Below are 16,696 nucleotides of genomic sequence, written 5' to 3' on the forward strand. Positions count from 1 at the left end.
TGAATTTTGAGTTTCAACGAAGGGGCGTAGGGATGCTGTCCACGCCCTGAGTAGAGAAAAGCGCATAGTGCATCAGCAAAGGTGAAATCAATCTTTTCTTCGATCGCGCTCCAAAACGGGTGCCGGGGTAACCTCGAATAGACCATATGATCTGCAATGCTTAGTTGGTCAAAGGTTTTGTAACGGACACTCGTTTTCATTGAGCTTCACTCCTAAGTTGGTGATTTTTCTCTATTATAGCGAATGAGACTCTTGCTTGCAGTTATTCACATTAAATCGACAGTCACATATAAGCCGCTATTGCACCTATTGGGACCTAATTTCTCGTGTTTTCACTATAATAAGCGCACTCATGGCCGTTAGAAGTGGGAGCGCTGCAAAAATGAGGAAATAAGCGCCACTGTGGCCGTTAGAGCGACAGCCCCGCGCCACGCCCTCGGCGAGCGGATTAGGGCGCCACGCCCGCGCCGCTCCCACGCTTCGGCGCGTGGATTATCGCCGAGTGGGAACGAGGTAACCCCGGCTTACGGGCCACGCCTTTCAGCACGTGGATTGTCACCGAGTGGCACCGAGTGGCACCGAGCCGTACTACCGCGCCACGCCCCTCGGCACCACGCGTGGCTGTCAGACAATGTATTAGATAGGAGGAGCCATATTGACTACAGAACAGAGCATTAAGCTAGTGCGCGCTGCCGCGAATCCGCTCATCGCTCCGAAGGACGTCACCCCGTCCTATCCGGACTGGGAGGTGCTGGGCGTCTTCAACGCTGGTGTGCACCAGGTGCAGGGAGAGACCGTCATGTTGCTGCGGGTCGCAGAACGGCCGCAGCAGACGGATCCGCAGCATGTCCTCATCCCCGTTTTGAATACCGAAGGCACAGCCGAAGAGCGTCAGGCGCAGCCGATGACGATTGTGGCACTGGACCGGGAGGATGCCGCGCTAGACTTCAGCGATCCGCGTGTCGTCAGTGACCAGGAGGGTAATACCTTGTATCTGACCTCGATCTCGCATCTGCGGGTCGCACGCAGTCGGGATGGCATACAATTTGAGGTTGATCCGTCGCCGACGGTGCTGCCGGAAGGTCGGATGGAGGCGTGGGGCATTGAGGACCCGCGTGTTACTCTGATAGAGGACAAGTACTATATCACCTATAGCGCCGTCTCGGAAAAAGGTGTGGCCGTCGGCTTGATGAGCAGTCCCGATCTGCAGACGTATAAGCGGGAGGGGCTGATCCTGGCTCCGACCAACAAGGACGTGGCCATCTTCCCGGAGAAGATCGGCGGCAAGTACTGGATGCTGCACCGCCCGGTGCCGGAGGGACTGGGTTCGCCGGAGATGTGGGTGGCCGCCTCGCCAGACCTGATCCACTGGGGTGATCACCGTTTCCAGATGGGCCTGCGGACGGGCCTGTGGGACAGCGCCCGAATCGGTGCCGGATGCGTACCGATTAAAACCGAAGAAGGCTGGCTGATTCTGTATCACGGCGCGGATGATCAGCATAATTATGCCATGGGAGCGGCTTTATTGGACCTGGAACAGCCCGACCGTGTCCTGGCCCGAATGGAGCAACCGCTCATGGTGCCGGAGGCGGAATATGAGACGAGCGGGTTTTTCGCTAACGTGGTCTTCGCCTGCGGTGCAGTCGTGAAAGGTGATGAGATCATCATGTACTACGGCGCTTCGGACGACACGATGGCGGCGGTGTCGTTCAGCCTCAAGGAAGTGATGGAACAACTACACCAGACTCGACAGAAAGGACTGGATGAATCGGATGCGACAGACAGCTAGTGAATTGCAGACGGTAGAGGAACTGCTCGCGGATTATCGGAGTGAGGGCGGCAAGCCGCTGGAGGCTGCCAAGCTGCAGATGGTCGGGGTGCACGGCAAAGACGTTTATAATATTGCAGGACCCATTAAGGATGATGGGGAATGGGTCATCCCTGGACGCGTGGAAGAACGGGATAGTGAAATGTCGGAGATTCATTTCTTCGTGCAGCGGGGCGAGGTATGGGAGCCGCGTCCCGGAGCGCCGGTGTTTGCCCTGCAGGACCCCTTCTTCACTCGCATTGGCGACGAACTGGTCGTCGGGGGGGTGCAGACATTCCCACACCCGGAGCGTGCGGGCCATCTCGGCTGGCGCACAGTGATGATGAAGGGAGCAACCATCGCGCAGCTCAAGCCGTTCTTTCAAGGGCCGGACTTCATGAAGGATCTGCGAATCGTCGAACTGGATGGCGGCCGAATCGGCGTATTCACCCGACCACAGGGCGCCAAGGGCGGCCGGGGACAGATCGGCTACACGGAAGTGGGCAGTTTGGCGGAGTTATCCATTGAAGCGGTAGATGAGGCACCGGTATTCGACCAGTTCATTATCGAGGAGTGGGGCGGCGCCAACGAGATCCACCGGCTGGCCAATGGCAAGCTGGGCGTACTCGGGCATATCGCCAGCTTTGACGAATCGGGGAACCGCCACTATTACCCTATGGTGTTCGCAGTTGAACCGGGGACGGGGATCAACACGCCGATGGAGATCATCGCGGAGCGGCAGGATTTTCAGCCGGGCCCGACCAAGCGTCCCGACCTGGTGGACGTCGTGTTCAGCGGTGGTCTGAAGCGGCGCGGGGACGGCACGGCCGAGCTCTACGCTGGCACCAGCGATGCCGAGGCGCAGGTGCTGCGCATCCCGGATCCGTTTTTGAAATACGAGAAGTGAACCGCTGAACAAAACCAAAGGCACAGTCAACTCTTAACCGAGCGGGCTGTGCCTTTTTCTTGGGGCTATGCTAGGGTGTGAGACCGAGCGGTAAGAAATATGTTTGTACCAGAAATTTGTTTGTCAGGTGTAAAAATATCGTTAGGAAAGGGTGCATAGTAGAATTGATTGCTTAGCGATTAATGTCTGTATACGTCAACTTTTCGCTTTGCTACGCTACGAGTGTAGTTAATCCTTAGCAGGGGAGCGATAGGCGTTGTTCAAAAAGAATCGGAATCGGGTCATGGGTCTGTGTCTCAGTCTTGCCTTGATTGCGGGCTGGCTGCCTGCACCTGAAGTTGAAGCGGCCACAACAGTCAGCGTAATTGATTGGAAGGACGAAAAGCAGGTAATGGATGGTCTTGGAGGCGCGTATGCCTTCAACAAGGCAGATGGGATCAAGCAAATCTATGACGAGGACCCCGTACGGGGCAGAGAATTGCTGGATCTGATGTTCAGCGATGAGAAAGGCATTGGGCTTGAAATTGTTCGGGTCATCATTGGAGATGGGGGCATCATCAACCCGGAGACCAAGGCCGAATGGGGCAATCGTTTCTACGACGGTCCGAGTGACTCTATCTGGCCGGAGAAGGATGGCGGCTTTGTCTGGGATCAACCGGATTGGGAATCCAAGAAAGCTGACTTCGACTCCGCCCAGGTCTGGATTATGAAAGAAGCCATGGCCTACGGCGTGGAAACCTTTTATGCGAATGCCTGGACCCCTCCGTATTGGATGAAAACCAACAATAGTGTGCTCGGTCAGAATGGAGCGAAGCTGAGACCCGAGCATTATCAGAACTATGCGGATTATCTGGTTCAATATGCACTGGGCTACAAGCGGGAGTTCGGGATTCCAATTACGCATATCGGACCGGCTAATGAATCGGAGGCGGCGCATGCTTCTTACTCCGGTTTCGTAATTACAGCAGCAGAGTACAAGGATTTTATGCAAAATTACTTAGGCCCTACTCTCAAAAAGACGATCGATGAAGGAGCATTCGCCGCACTGAATGTAGATCCTCCAAAAATCGTAGCTCCCGAGGGGACCAACCTGGGTGCCTCCGTCAACTTCTTCCGTTCGATGCTGGAGGACCCGGCCTCCAGTCAATATATCGATGTCTTCTCGACGCATCTCTACGGGACCTCCAGCTTCAATAACGGTCCGATGACCTCCACAGGTACAGGAGGAAACTATCCTGAATTCCTGAGAAACTTCACGTTATGGCAGACGGAGTACATGACGCAGAACAGCAATTCCTCTGCCAATGTGAACACCCAGACGTATGCCAACCAGACCATTACCGATGGCGTCTATTGGGGAAATCTGCTGACCCATATGTTTACAAGCGATCCTGCCTTCAGTGCCTTCATCTGGTGGTGGCCGATGGCCAATAACGGCTCCGACGGCTCCGATCTCATTCGACTGGCACATACGGGTTCCCCGCAGGGTAACGGCTCAACCGTCACAGGCGAATACCGGGTGTTCAAGCGGTTCTATACCTTTGGGAACTTCTCGCGGTTTGTTAAACCCAATGATGTCCGGATTGGCGCAACCCGGGTTCCAGTGACAGGCACGAATATTACAGCTTATAAAAATCCGGTCAATAATGAATTTTCCATTGTTGCCGTAAACAGCGGAGCAACCGAGCAGGAGATCACATTCCAACTGAATGACTTCCCGGCCGGCACAAAAGCCGTCGTCGGTTATCGCACCACGGCCAGCGAGAACCAAAAGCGCTTGGACCCAATTGAGATTGTAGAAGGCGCTTTCACGGCGAAGCTTCCATCGAATAGTGTCATTACCTTTGTTCCTGAGAAAGAGAATAACCTCCCCGGCCTGAATCACATGCGGGATATCTTCTCCACACTGGAGGCGGAGGATCATGATGGCGCATCGGCTGAATTCAGCACCGTTCCTCGTGGCGAAGGCAGCGCCTTGTCTGGGGTAGGGAACGGAGACTACATCCGGTTTGCCAATGTGAATTTTGCAGACGGTTCGGCGAATGGCGGCATTGTCAGACGTCACATTCTGGGGATGAACGCGATTCTAGCCTCTCTGAACGGCGGCATCATTGAGGTTCGTGTTGATGATCCCAAGACGGGCAAAATTGTAGGGACCTTCACGGTTCCGGGCAATCGTAACGGAGAGCAGTATCAGGCTTATTCCATCCAAGTCGATACGGGAGATAATGCGGCGTATGGTATCCGTGACGTCTATATGGTATTCCGAGGCAAAGACAACGCCCTATTCAACATTGACCGCTTTGAATTCAACCAGACGGTTCATCCTTCCGCTTCGCTTCTGGTCAATGGCAGCTTCGAAGCTGTACCGGGAACATCGTGGGAGCGGGCATACGGTACATCCGGGACGACACTTGAGCGTACCAACGTTCAAAACTACTCGGCCCCTGTTACAGCAGCGAATCAAACGACGGCCTATTCCATCAGTATTGCGAACCGGGAAGAGCCAGTCAATGGGGCGTCCCAGGTCATTACCGGCAAGCTTACGCCAGGTGCAAAATACAAAGTGAATGGTTTCTTTATGCCTACCACCAAGGATGCAAAAGGAACGATCCAACTCGTAGCGCTTGATGCCGATGGCAAAGTCGTCTCGACCACTACGGTCGCTGAACGGAGCAATCTGGAAGCGATGAGATGGTCCCAAGTGGACGCGATCTTTACGTATGAAGCACCAGCCGTTGATTTTGCAACACTCAAAATTGTATTCAGCGACTCGGAGACAAGTACGCTGTATCTCGATGAAGTTGCACTAGTCCCATATGTTGATAAGGCTGAACTGATTACGCTATTATCGAAGACCCCGGTCAGAGAAAACTATTCCGAAGAGGAATGGCGGGCCCTTCTGCTTCTGATCGATGAAGGCTGGGTATTGGCTGCCAGTCCAGAGGCCACGCAAGCAACAGTGGATGCCAAGGCTGCCTCGTTGTTGGAAGCCTTTGTGCCGGATGCACATGCAGGAACTGCCCTGACTGGTCCGGCAACTGTAACCGCAGGTGATGCCTTTGATCTGACCTACGGTCTGGCTCATTATGAAGGAAGCGCGCTTGCATTAGATACAACGGTCACCTACGATCATCACAAGCTGGAGTTCGTAGCGCCGGTCTCACTGGATGACGAATTGCTTGTCGTTGATTACGATGATGAGCAGCCGGGTGTAATCCGAATCCTCAACGTCTTCCTGGGAGAGCGGCAGACTGCACCTGAGGGAGAGCTGATGAAGCTCCAATTCAAAGCCAAGCGGGATGCGACATCTGGCGATGTGCAGATTACGGCTTCGGATGTGTTGCTGGCAGACAGCGATGCTGTGGAGCTTGCCATTGCGGGAGCCTCGCACAGTCTGCATGTGGTCGCCATTCAGAAGGAGACACTGGCAGCGCTCATCGAGGAAGCGCAAGAGCTGCATGATAGTGCAACAGAAGGCCGATTGGTCGGTCAATATCCAGTGGGCTCCAAAGCGACACTGCAAGCAGCTATTGACAAAGCCATTGCAATCGCCGACAATCCTTCATCCTCTCAAGCTCAGCTGAATCAAGCAGCTACTGAGCTGCGGCAGGCTGTAGATACCTTCAAAGCATTGGTCATTATCCATATTCCTGGCGATTTCAATCAAGATAATCGGATCAGTGTTGGCGATCTGGCATTGGTAGCGAAATCTTATGGCAAAACGTCAGCAGATCCGGATTGGGATGCGGTGAAGACATCCGATCTTAACAATGACGGTGTCATTGATATTGTCGATCTCGTTCTGGTCGCCCGCATGATTTTTGATTGGCAGGAGTAAACGATGATGATGAAGAGAGCTATCGCAAGTATGCTGAGTTTGATAATGCTTCTATCCTTTAGTACACTAGTCGCTGCAGCAGACCCCCAGCCTGTGTTTGCAATCAGTGCATCTGCAACAAGCTCCGAAGTAGGGCAAGAGGTGCGGGTCACCATTACGGGCGATCATCTGAAGGATATGTACGGCTTTGAAATTCAGTTCACGTATGACAAGAGCAGGTTGAAGTTTGAACGCGCCACAACGGCCATCGCGGGATTCTCCGTCCCGGCGCACGAGGAAGACGACAGGCTGGTCTTTGCTCATACGAAGGTTGGCCGAGTCAATGGAGAAAATGGTAAGGTGCAGCTGGCTGAGCTAACGTTTACAACAATTGCAGCAGGCAAGGCGCCAATCGAGCTCAAACGAGTCAAGCTGGTCAATTCAGCTGTTCAGGCTACGGAGCCTACAACCGACGCTCGAATGGACGTGGAGGTTACTCAGCAGGTTGTGGAAATTGAAGTGTTCCCTGACATTGCCGGGCATTGGGCGGAGAACAATATAATGAAGGCAGCGACACTTGGTCTGGTGGACGGTTACCCGGACGGGACCTTCCGGCCGCAGGCCTTCATTACCAGAGCCGAGTTTACGGCGATGCTCGTCCGCGCGATTCCGATGTCGTTAGTGGAGGGCCAACCGCTCGAGTTCGCGGATCTGTCAGAGATTCCGGCTTGGGCCGTGCCGGAGATCACAGCAGCCGTTGCAGCGGGCATTGTCACTGGCTACGAAGATCTAACGTTCCGTGCGGCGAGACAGATTACCCGTGCTGAGCTGGCTGTGATGGTCATGCGGACGCTGGGAGAGGTGGATGACCCGGCCAAGACGACCAGCTTTGCCGATGCGAACCAGATTCCAGCGTGGGCACACCCATCCATCGCGGAGGCGGTGGACCTGGGATTCGTGCAGGGCCGGGGGAATAATCAGTTCGTTCCGCAGGCCAACGCCACCCGCGCAGAAGCGGTGACGCTCATCTTGAAGCTATACGAATACATGACGCAGCAGCAGTAACGTGAGGAAGAAGGGGGCCGATCCGGTCCTCTTCTTTTTCTTTACCTGGTTTGGAGTAGCTGGTTCTTGGTTTGCTCGCATCCCCGCCACGCGCCCGCTGTAACGGACATTTGTTCCTCTATTTGCTCGCATCCCCGCCACGCGCCCGCTGTAACGGACATTTGTTCCTCTATTTGCTCGCATCCCCGCCACGCGCCTACTGTAACGGACATTTGTTCCTCTATTTGCTCGCATCCTGCCACGCGCCTACTGTAACGGACATTTGTTCCTCTATTTGCTCGCATCCCCGCCACGCGCCCGCTGTAACGGACATTTGTTCCTCTATTTGCTCGCATCCCCGCCACGCGCCCACTGTAACGGACTTTTATTCCTCTATTTGCTCGCATCCCCGCCACGCGCCCGCTGTAACGGACTTTTATTCCTCTAGAGCTCCACTAAACCACCCGACGCTCTAAGCTACAGTCTAACGAATATGAAATTTCAAGCTTATTTCAGGAAAAATAGTGAAAATCGCTGAATGTATATGAAATTTCGAGTTTATTTAGGTTTTTGGCGTCATTTTCGTTAAATGTATATGAAAAATCGAGTTCGTACCCACATCTGAGCCCATACACCGCATATCTCTCGAGCATAGTCACCGCGTACACGGCACCCACCACCATCAGCCAGCTGTAACGCACCAATCTTCCTCTATTTGCACATCAGACCACCATCAGCCCGCTGCAACGCACTTTTCTTCCTCTATTTACTCGAACCCCCAACTGCCGCCCGCTGTAACGCACCATTCTTCCTCTATTTCCTCGCACAACCACCATCCGTCAGCTGTAACGCACTTTTGTTCCTCTATTTCCTCCACAACCACCTCGCACCCACAGTAACCTCCGCACGCTCCCAACGTTCCCTATTCCTTCCGCGCAGCCTGCGCGCCCACACAATAGAAAAAGGATTGTTCTTGATTTATGTATGTCTGATGCGGATTCGGGTGTCCATTGAATTCTGTATCTGGGCAGAAACATGTCTCTGGATTCGCTGCGGCTGCGGCCTATACAATGACCTCAATGCAAGCAAGACTACAGATTCGAGGTGACGGTTGGATGAAAACTGGAGCAATAGCAGTAGAGAAGGGGACACCCGGCAAAGCCCCCTTCCCAAGCTCCTCCTTACGAAAAAGGGCATGGAAAGCAAGATGGTATTACGTCTTTATGATCCCGGGCATTCTTTATTTTCTGATCTTCAAGATCGCGCCGATGTGGGGCGTGCTCATGTCCTTTCAGGATTATCAGCCTTCACTGGGGATGTTGAAGAGTGATTGGGTCGGCTTTAAGCATTTTGAGCGGCTGTTCCAATCCGTCGATTTCTGGAAGCTGTTCCGCAATACCTTTCTCCTGGCCTTTTACAACCTAGCCATTTACTTTCCTATTACGATTGTATTGGCTCTGATACTAAACGAGGTTCGCCATGAAACCTATAAGCGATTCGTTCAAACGCTCGTCTATATTCCGCATTTTCTCTCTTGGGTTGTCGTCGCTGGCATTACCTATCTGCTGATGGGGTCGGAAGGCCTGATCAATCAAGCGGGCCAGCTGATCGGGCAAGGGCGGATCGATTTCTTATATAGCACGGATTGGTTTCGGCCCATCATTATGCTGCAGATTATCTGGAAGGATGGCGGCTGGGGCACGATTATTCTGCTGGCGGCGCTTGCCGGGGTCAATATGAGTCTGTACGAAGCGGCCAAAATCGACGGGGCATCTCGGATGCGGATGATGTGGCATATCACGCTTCCTTCGATTCGCAGTGTCATCATTATTCTGCTGATCCTGCGGCTGGGGAATTTCATGGATCTGGGCTTTGAGCAGATCTACCTGATGCTGAACCCGCTCAACCGGGAGGTTGGCGAAGTGTTCGATACCTACGTGTTCCGCGTGGGGATTCAGCAGGGCCAGTTCAGCTACAGTGCGGCTGTTGGATTGTTCAAGTCGGTCATCGGTCTTGTACTGGTGTGGCTGGCGAATAAGCTTGCCAAGAAATTCGGAGAAGAGGGAATTTACTGATGCCAATTCATGAGGGCTTTTTATCACGGCTGGCCGATATTCTGATTTACACGATTTTGGGTCTGGCATCCGCATTTGCGATTCTTCCATTTATCTATGTGCTCGTCAATTCGTTTTCCGCGAACGAGACCGTATTTCCGACGGAATTTACATTGGATGCCTACCGTTACATTCTATCGACCGACAAGTTTATCCGCAGTATGGGCGTCAGCATTTACATCACCGTGCTGGGCTCCGTCCTCAGTCTGGTTGTCACCTCGTTCATGGCCTACGCCCTTTCCAATCGCAAGGTGCCTGGTCGTCAACCGGTGCTCATGCTAGTGCTGTTCACCATCTTGTTCAGCGGGGGCATGATCCCGACCTACTTTGTCGTCCGTGCCGTGGGCATGATTGATACCTACTGGGCATTGATGATTCCGGGCTTGCTGAGCGGATTCTATCTCATCGTGATGAAGGACTTCTTCCAGAACGTCCCGGACGAACTGAAGGAAGCGGCAGAGATCGACGGTTGTCATGAGGTGGGGATTTTCTTCCGTGTCGTGCTGCCCTTATCCCTGCCCGCGATGGCAGCGTTTGGACTGTTCTACGCCGTGGGCTTATGGAACCAATATTTCAGCGCCATTATCTATATCAATGATTCCAACAAGTGGCCGGTCCAGGTGCTGCTGCAGCAGGTGGTGGTTCAGGCATCCGGGAGTATTGGCGACTCGGCTTCCATGGGCGAGAATGTATCGTTCTATGGTCAATCCGTCCGCATGGCCGTCATTATCGTTTCGACGGTTCCGATCTTGTGTGTGTATCCCTTTTTGCAGAAACATTTCGCCAAGGGTGTCCTTCTGGGTTCGGTTAAGGGTTAACGAGCCTGGAGTCTCCATATAGGATTCAACCATTATGAGGAGGTTAGAAACAGCATGGTGAGAACAAAGCTTGGGAAAAAACGGGGTCAGGTGTCCATATCGATTCTGCTCGCAATGACGCTCATTGGTTCGGGATGCTCATCGACAAATACGCCGACAACCGGGGGAACAACCAATGATCCGCCTGCTCCATCTACGAATACCGAGCAGAAGCCTGACGTTACGGAGCCAGAGCAACCGTTCAAGATTACGATGTCGCTGAATTTCGATGGGAAGGATATTCCGAAGCCGGATAACCCTGTGCAGAAGGCCATCGAGGAGTACACCAATACGTCGCTCGAGTTGCAGTATACGCCGGGAGCACAATACCAGGATAAACTGTCGGTCTTGATCGCCTCTGGCGATATGCCGATGGTCGTGGCTAGCTACGGCGCGCCGAAGCAATCTTACTTATTATCTGCCTTCAAAAATGATGTGTTCTGGGATATCTCGCCTTATATTCAGGAGTTCCCTAACCTGTCCAAGCTGAATGATACGATTTTTGAAAATGTCGCTTATGACGGCAAAGTCTATGGTCTTCCGCGCGAGCGTCCGATTGCCCGGAATGCCTTCATCTACCGCGCAGATTGGCTAGCGAAGGTAGGACTGGAAGAGCCCAAGACACTTGAGGAATTCTACACCATGCTGAAGGCCTTCAAGGAGCAAGATCCGGATGGCAACGGCAAGGATGATACGTACGGCATGAGTATGGGCGCCATCGGTGGCTCTGGTCCAGAACCACAGGCGTATGCTGTGTTCATGGGCGCGCCGAACGTATGGAGCGTGGAGGATGGCAGCTTTGTTCGCGATGTATTCAAGCCCGAATATCTGGAGGGCCTCAAGTTCCAAAAACGCTTGTATGATGAGCAGCTCATCCACCCGGATTTCTCGATTATGGACCGTCCGCAAATGGAAGGCGAATTTGAGAACAGCAAGGCAGGAGTCATCTACAATACAACGAATGTAGCGCTCTCCTACGAAGCGCGAGTTATGGCTACGGTTCCAGATGCGAAGGTGAGCTTCTTTAGCATTCTGGGTACAGACAAAGGGGAATTTGTTGCTGGCGCCATGGGCTCCAACGGCATCCTGATGTTTCCGAAAACAAGCGTGAAGACAGAGGATGACTTGAAGCGAATTCTTACGTATTTTGACCAGCTGGCCGATCAGGAAATGGCGGATCTTCTGTCCTGGGGCATTGAGGGTGAGCACTCCAAGATCGTGGATGGAAAATATGAAATGGTCGATCAAGAAGCGTTCGATAACGAGGTTGGCTTCCCTTACAAATGGCCGATGCGCGCCGTGGATCTGGAGCCCATCAAAACCGAAGGCAATGTGAACCCGCTGCTCTTGAAAGAGCTGGAAGTGACAGAGAACAACAAAAACTATGTCGTCAATAACCCGGCGAATCCCTTGATCTCCGATACCTTCACCGAGCGAGGAGTAGAGCTGGAGCAAATCATCAAGGATGCGGACGTGAAATTTGTAATGGGACGCATCGATGAGGCGCAGTGGAAGAAAGAAATGGACAAATGGTGGAGCTCCGGTGGAGAGACGATTGCCAAAGAATATGAAGCCGCCTTGGCTGGAGGCTAAGGATACTTGAGAATCGAATAGGGATCAGCCTCGACACGTTCGAATGATCCCTGTTCTTTTTTTTCGAAAATAGAAGTTCATTCGACAAAAAGTGTATTGTTTCTTACATTTCGATTCTGCTAAAATGGGGTGCGACAGGAGGGGGAGCAGGATGAAATCATCAATGACTCCGAGCAGGCTCGTGATTATTACTATCCTGACTATCGTATTGCTAACGTCTTGCGCACCGCTAAACCAGCAATTATCTGAGGAAATCGAGCGACCAGAAATTACGGTAGGCATCTACGACCGGGGCAATATTCCAGCGGAAGAAGGCACGGTCGAGAATAATCGATGGACGCGTTGGATTAATGAGCATAGTCCGGTGAAGGTGAAATTTGTTCCCATACCGCGGGGCGATTCAGTTCAGAAGTACAACATTTTGTTCGGGTCAGGGAATGCGCCGGATTTAATCATAGACTATGACTCCTCTTTTCTATCCCAATTGGTATCCGACGAGCAAGTCATCCCCATTGGAGATCTGATCGACCGCTATAGTACAGAGTATAAGAAGCTGCTGGAGGATTACCCGTTAGTCCGTAAATTGGCTACTGAATCGGATGGTAACATGTATTTGCTTGCGCAAATTACGGGCTTGAAGACTAATCATGCATTAGTGATCCGTAACGATTGGCTGCAGGCGTTAAACTTGGCTGTACCGCGGACAGAGCTTGAGCTACTCGAGGTTTTGAAGGCGTTTACATATAAGGATCCGGACAAGAACGGACTACAGGATACGCTAGGCATTAATTTTACAGGACTGGGACCCTTATTGGATGGCAAAATCGCAGGAGGCATTCGCCCACTAGATATGATGTTCCGCAATGTGGGCTATGTCGTGGAAGAGGGCCATGTGGTACGTGCGTGGGACCAGGCCAAGGCTGCGCTGGCTTATGAGAAACAGCTGTACCAAAGCGGCGTGATCGATCCTGATTTTCTGACAGATAAAGATGGGGAAAAAGCGAAGCTGGATTTTGTCACCGGAAAGCTGGGCATGTATTGGGCAAGCAGCGGCATCGAGGACGTCTATCCGCTCCTGCAAAGGCTCAAGAAGGAAGTGCCAACCGCCGACCTGATTGCCATTCCGCTGCCTGAGGGCCCCTTCGGACACTTCAATCCGCTGGCAAAAGCGCCTGTGCAATTCGTTGGAGCCATTAACAAGCAGGCAGCTAATCCTGAGGCCGTCATTCAATACCTGGATTTCATGTATTCCAAGGAGGTCTTGACGACTCTGCGATATGGGATGGAGGGCGAGCATCATCAGCGCAATGAACAGGGCTGTTATCAGTATATGAATTCGGAGAAGTACACGCGTGAGCTGTCGTGGACGCTTGACCTGTACATGCTCTCCGCACGTGTGATTCTCGGGGAATGCAATTCGTTGGCAGCCTCCTTGAATAGCGGCTATGAGATCGACCACAAATATATGTCGCTAGAGGCGGAAGCGGAGCAGCATGCTCTGAATCCAGACAGGGAGTTTGCCTTTCCAATCTGGAACTGGCCGACCTTGTCGCAGGAGCTTCAGTTGGCTAATGCGGACGGGGCAGCAGCGTTAACCGCGATCTATTATCGAGTTATTACGGATCCTCTCTATTCGGTGGATCAAGCCATGCAGGATGCGCAGCAGGCCTGGATCGAAGCAGGCGGCGAGAAGGTCGATGCGTACTATGACGCATGGTTTACCGACCAACAAGACCGTGTGATCCTAACCGACGAATACTATTCCATCCGCTGACCATCACAACGTGAAGAGGGGATCTCATGAATCAACGCTGGTTTGTCCGACAACTGATCTCTTACGTGCCGATCTTTCTCTTAATCACCTCATTTCTGGCCTATATCACCTTCTTCTCGCTGACGGAGATGGCCAAGCAATCCACGGAGCAAGTCAATGAGCTGGCGACCGAGCGTCTGTTGCAGCTGGTGGATTATTCCTTGCAAGATATCGATAATCTTGTCATTAAGGATCTGAGTAATAATGCCAAGTTAATCCGATATTTCTATGCGGGCAAGAACAGAGTACAGGAGGAGAGTGAAGCCTCGGAAACGATACGCAGCTGGACCATTATTAACCCATTTATCCATTCGGTCTACCTCTATCGCAAGACGGACGATATTGTCCTGACCAATACCCTTCGAATCCCCTTGACCACCTTTACCGATGCCGAGTTTCTACAGGAGCAATTGGAGAGCAATGAGACCGAGACGTGGACGAATCCCCGCATGTATCATGATCCATCGTTTCAGGGAAGGACGGAGAAGGTGGTTTCCTTGGTCAAGAGAGTTCCGTTCACTAATGGGGAGCTGGGTCTATTGGTTGTGAATGTGAAAGTTGCTTCCTTGGAGCCGATTCTCAAACCAAGCTCGAGTTCAAATGTGAGCCTGATTGAATTGTATGATACCGGGGGCCAAGCGTTCTATCCCCAGCCCACAGAGCAGAACCTGAAGGTGCTCACAGAGCTTCAGTCGAGTTACACCAATTGGACCATTCGCAGTGGCAGCGCACCCTTCAAGTTCGCTGATTATTCAGATAACACGATTATCACCAGCGTATCCGTGGGGATACTCTCGATTGTCGTTGGAACACTCTGGTTCATATTCGCGATCCGGATGAATTACAAGCCGATCGGGACGATCATGAATCGATTGAAAGCCGTAACGCTGCTAAAAAATGACGGGCTTCCATCAAAAAGCAATCATGAATTGCAAATTATTGAGGTGGCTATCGACAATTTAATTCAGCAATCGATTGACTACGAGAAAACGCATGAAGAAGATTTGATGCTGCGCCGACGCGTGTTTTTTCATGATGTCCTGCAAGGGAATCGCATCGTGAAAACGGAGGAATGGCGAGCAGAGCTGGAGCATTTTCACCTGCCTTCGGGATCGAACGGCTTTCGTATTGCTTTGGTGGAAATTGACCACTATTCACAATTTAGCACAGAGTATCATCAGCGCGACAAAAATCTGCTTAAGTTTGCTATGGGGAATGTCGCCAGGGAAATGGCAGCTTCCGTGAAGTTGTCCATCTGGGTGGAATGGCTGGAAGGCAGTCATATGGGCATTTTGTTTCTGGACGATAATCCTGACCATACCTCGGTTGTGATCGACATGCTCGAGCGGTATCGCGAATGGGTACAGCAGCATTTGAAGTATACGGTCACGATTGGCTTGGGCAATAGTGTGGATGCGTCCGAGCATATTCTCGTCGCCTACGGACAGGCGGAGGAAGCGCTGGAGAAGAAAATTATTAGCGGGGCCAATCAGGTCATCGTCTATGAGCAGGTCATCAATGATGCGCTGCATGCGCCGATCCATGAATTCTTGGTCGAAATCCGTGAAGTCACCCGAATGTACCGTATGGGGGAACCGCAGTGGGAGGACGTGTTCAATGAACTGTTCCGTGCATTGCGGGTAGGCAATATGAGCAAGGATGATACGATTACGATCGTGAATTTGCTACTGAATACCTTCTATCGTGAGATGATGGAGCTGCCGGAGGAGTATTTGCACTTGTGGAAGAAGGAAACGATGCCGATCATGAATGATGCGTTTGCCGAATTCGAGAGTTTGGATAAAGTGAGAACGTCATTTCTGGCAGCACTCTGTTCCTTTGAAGCGCAGCTCCGAGCATCGCGTGAGGCCAAGCAATACGCGCCCATCGTCGAGCAGATTCGCTCCTATATTGATGAGCACTATACTAACCCCGATATTTCATTGACGCATCTGGGGGAGGTATTCCATACCAACCCCAAGTACATTAGCTTTATCTTCAAGGAACAGCTCGGGGTCAAGTTTGTGAACTATCTGACCGACGTGCGGGTCGAGCAAGCGAAGCGCCTGCTGCTCTCCACGGATGATCTGATCCCCGACATTGCTGCCCAGGTCGGTTATGTCCACGCCGTCTCATTCAATCGCGTCTTCAAAAAAGTCGTCGGCATGACCCCGGGCGGCTATCGGAATCGGAACGATAAATGAGGGCTGGAGCGCCGTCGGCTCCCCCGGCAGCTGAGCAGCTGCCGGGGCAGGCCGCGGTCTCCGCTGCGTCTCAGGCCACGTCATCCGCTATGCCGCAGGGGCCTGTCGCGTCCCAGGTGCGCCGCCCCCAGACACGCCACGCCGTACGACCGCTGGGCTAACAGCTGCGCCCCAGCTGTGTCGCCGGCCTGATGGACTGCCAGCAGCGCCGCCTGCCCGGCTGCCAACTGCGCCGCGCCGCAGTCGCCTCCTAAGTAAAGTTTCTTTCGTTGGAGCGCCGTCTGTTGGGTCCCGGCCGCCTCTAAGTAAAGTTTCTTTCGTTGGAGCGTCGTCTGTTGGGTCCCGGCCGTCTCTAAGTAAAGTTTCTTTCGTTGGAGCGCCGCTCGTTGGGTCTCAGCCGTCTCTAAGTAAAGTTTCTTTCGTTGGAGCGTCGTTTGGTGGGGCTCGGCCGCCTCTAAGTAAAGTTTCTTTCGTTGGAGCGTCGTCTGGTGGGTCTCAGCCGCCTCTAAGTAGAGTTTTTTTCGTTGGAGCGTCGTC

9 protein-coding genes and 1 pseudogene are annotated in these 16,696 nt (G+C 52.6%); 9 read left to right on the plus strand and 1 reads right to left on the minus strand.

The window, feature by feature from the left end; all coding sequences use genetic code 11:
- A pseudogene (locus tag F556_RS38675) lies at window positions 1–200 on the minus strand (transposase); the annotation flags it as partial.
- A 455-nt stretch (window positions 201–655) separates the two neighbouring features.
- On the opposite strand from F556_RS38675, the gene F556_RS0132460 reads away from it, so the two are divergent.
- The 9 genes from F556_RS0132460 to F556_RS0132510 all read left to right on the plus strand — a co-directional run bounded on the left by F556_RS0132460 (window position 656) and on the right by F556_RS0132510 (window position 16,159).
- On the plus strand, window positions 656–1,789 hold the full coding sequence (locus F556_RS0132460; protein WP_020621178.1) for a glycoside hydrolase family 130 protein: 1,134 nt from the start codon (window positions 656–658) through the stop codon (window positions 1,787–1,789).
- Entirely contained in the window at window positions 1,773–2,714 is a 942-nt protein-coding gene (locus tag F556_RS0132465; protein ID WP_020621179.1) for a DUF1861 family protein, read from the plus strand. Before F556_RS0132460 ends, F556_RS0132465 begins: the two co-directional genes overlap by 17 nt.
- A gap of 256 nt (window positions 2,715–2,970) precedes the next feature.
- A complete protein-coding gene (locus F556_RS35905) occupies window positions 2,971–6,555 on the plus strand; it encodes a carbohydrate-binding protein (protein ID WP_020621180.1) in 3,585 nt (1,194 codons plus the stop codon).
- Window positions 6,556–6,585: 30 nt separating this feature from the next.
- The gene (locus tag F556_RS0132475; protein ID WP_169447664.1) at window positions 6,586–7,599 is read left to right on the plus strand and encodes an S-layer homology domain-containing protein; all 1,014 of its coding nucleotides are present in this window, start codon (window positions 6,586–6,588) and stop codon (window positions 7,597–7,599) included.
- Window positions 7,600–8,693: 1,094 nt separating this feature from the next.
- The gene (locus F556_RS0132490) at window positions 8,694–9,653 is read left to right on the plus strand and encodes an ABC transporter permease (RefSeq protein WP_157273051.1); all 960 of its coding nucleotides are present in this window, start codon (window positions 8,694–8,696) and stop codon (window positions 9,651–9,653) included.
- Complete coding sequence (locus tag F556_RS0132495) at window positions 9,653–10,510, plus strand: carbohydrate ABC transporter permease (RefSeq protein WP_020621185.1); 858 nt, start codon at window positions 9,653–9,655, stop codon at window positions 10,508–10,510. Before F556_RS0132490 ends, F556_RS0132495 begins: the two co-directional genes overlap by 1 nt.
- 54 nt (window positions 10,511–10,564) lie before the next feature.
- Entirely contained in the window at window positions 10,565–12,142 is a 1,578-nt protein-coding gene (locus F556_RS35910) for an extracellular solute-binding protein (RefSeq protein WP_020621186.1), read from the plus strand.
- Window positions 12,143–12,293: 151 nt separating this feature from the next.
- Window positions 12,294–13,916, plus strand: a complete 1,623-nt coding sequence (locus tag F556_RS35915) for an extracellular solute-binding protein (RefSeq protein ID WP_020621187.1) — start codon at window positions 12,294–12,296, stop codon at window positions 13,914–13,916.
- Window positions 13,917–13,942: 26 nt separating this feature from the next.
- On the plus strand, window positions 13,943–16,159 hold the full coding sequence (locus tag F556_RS0132510; protein ID WP_020621188.1) for a helix-turn-helix domain-containing protein: 2,217 nt from the start codon (window positions 13,943–13,945) through the stop codon (window positions 16,157–16,159).
- Window positions 16,160–16,696: the final 537 nt, after the last annotated feature.

The sequence above is a fragment of the Paenibacillus daejeonensis DSM 15491 genome (genome assembly GCF_000378385.1).
GTDB lineage: Bacteria > Bacillota > Bacilli > Paenibacillales > Paenibacillaceae > Paenibacillus_D > Paenibacillus_D daejeonensis.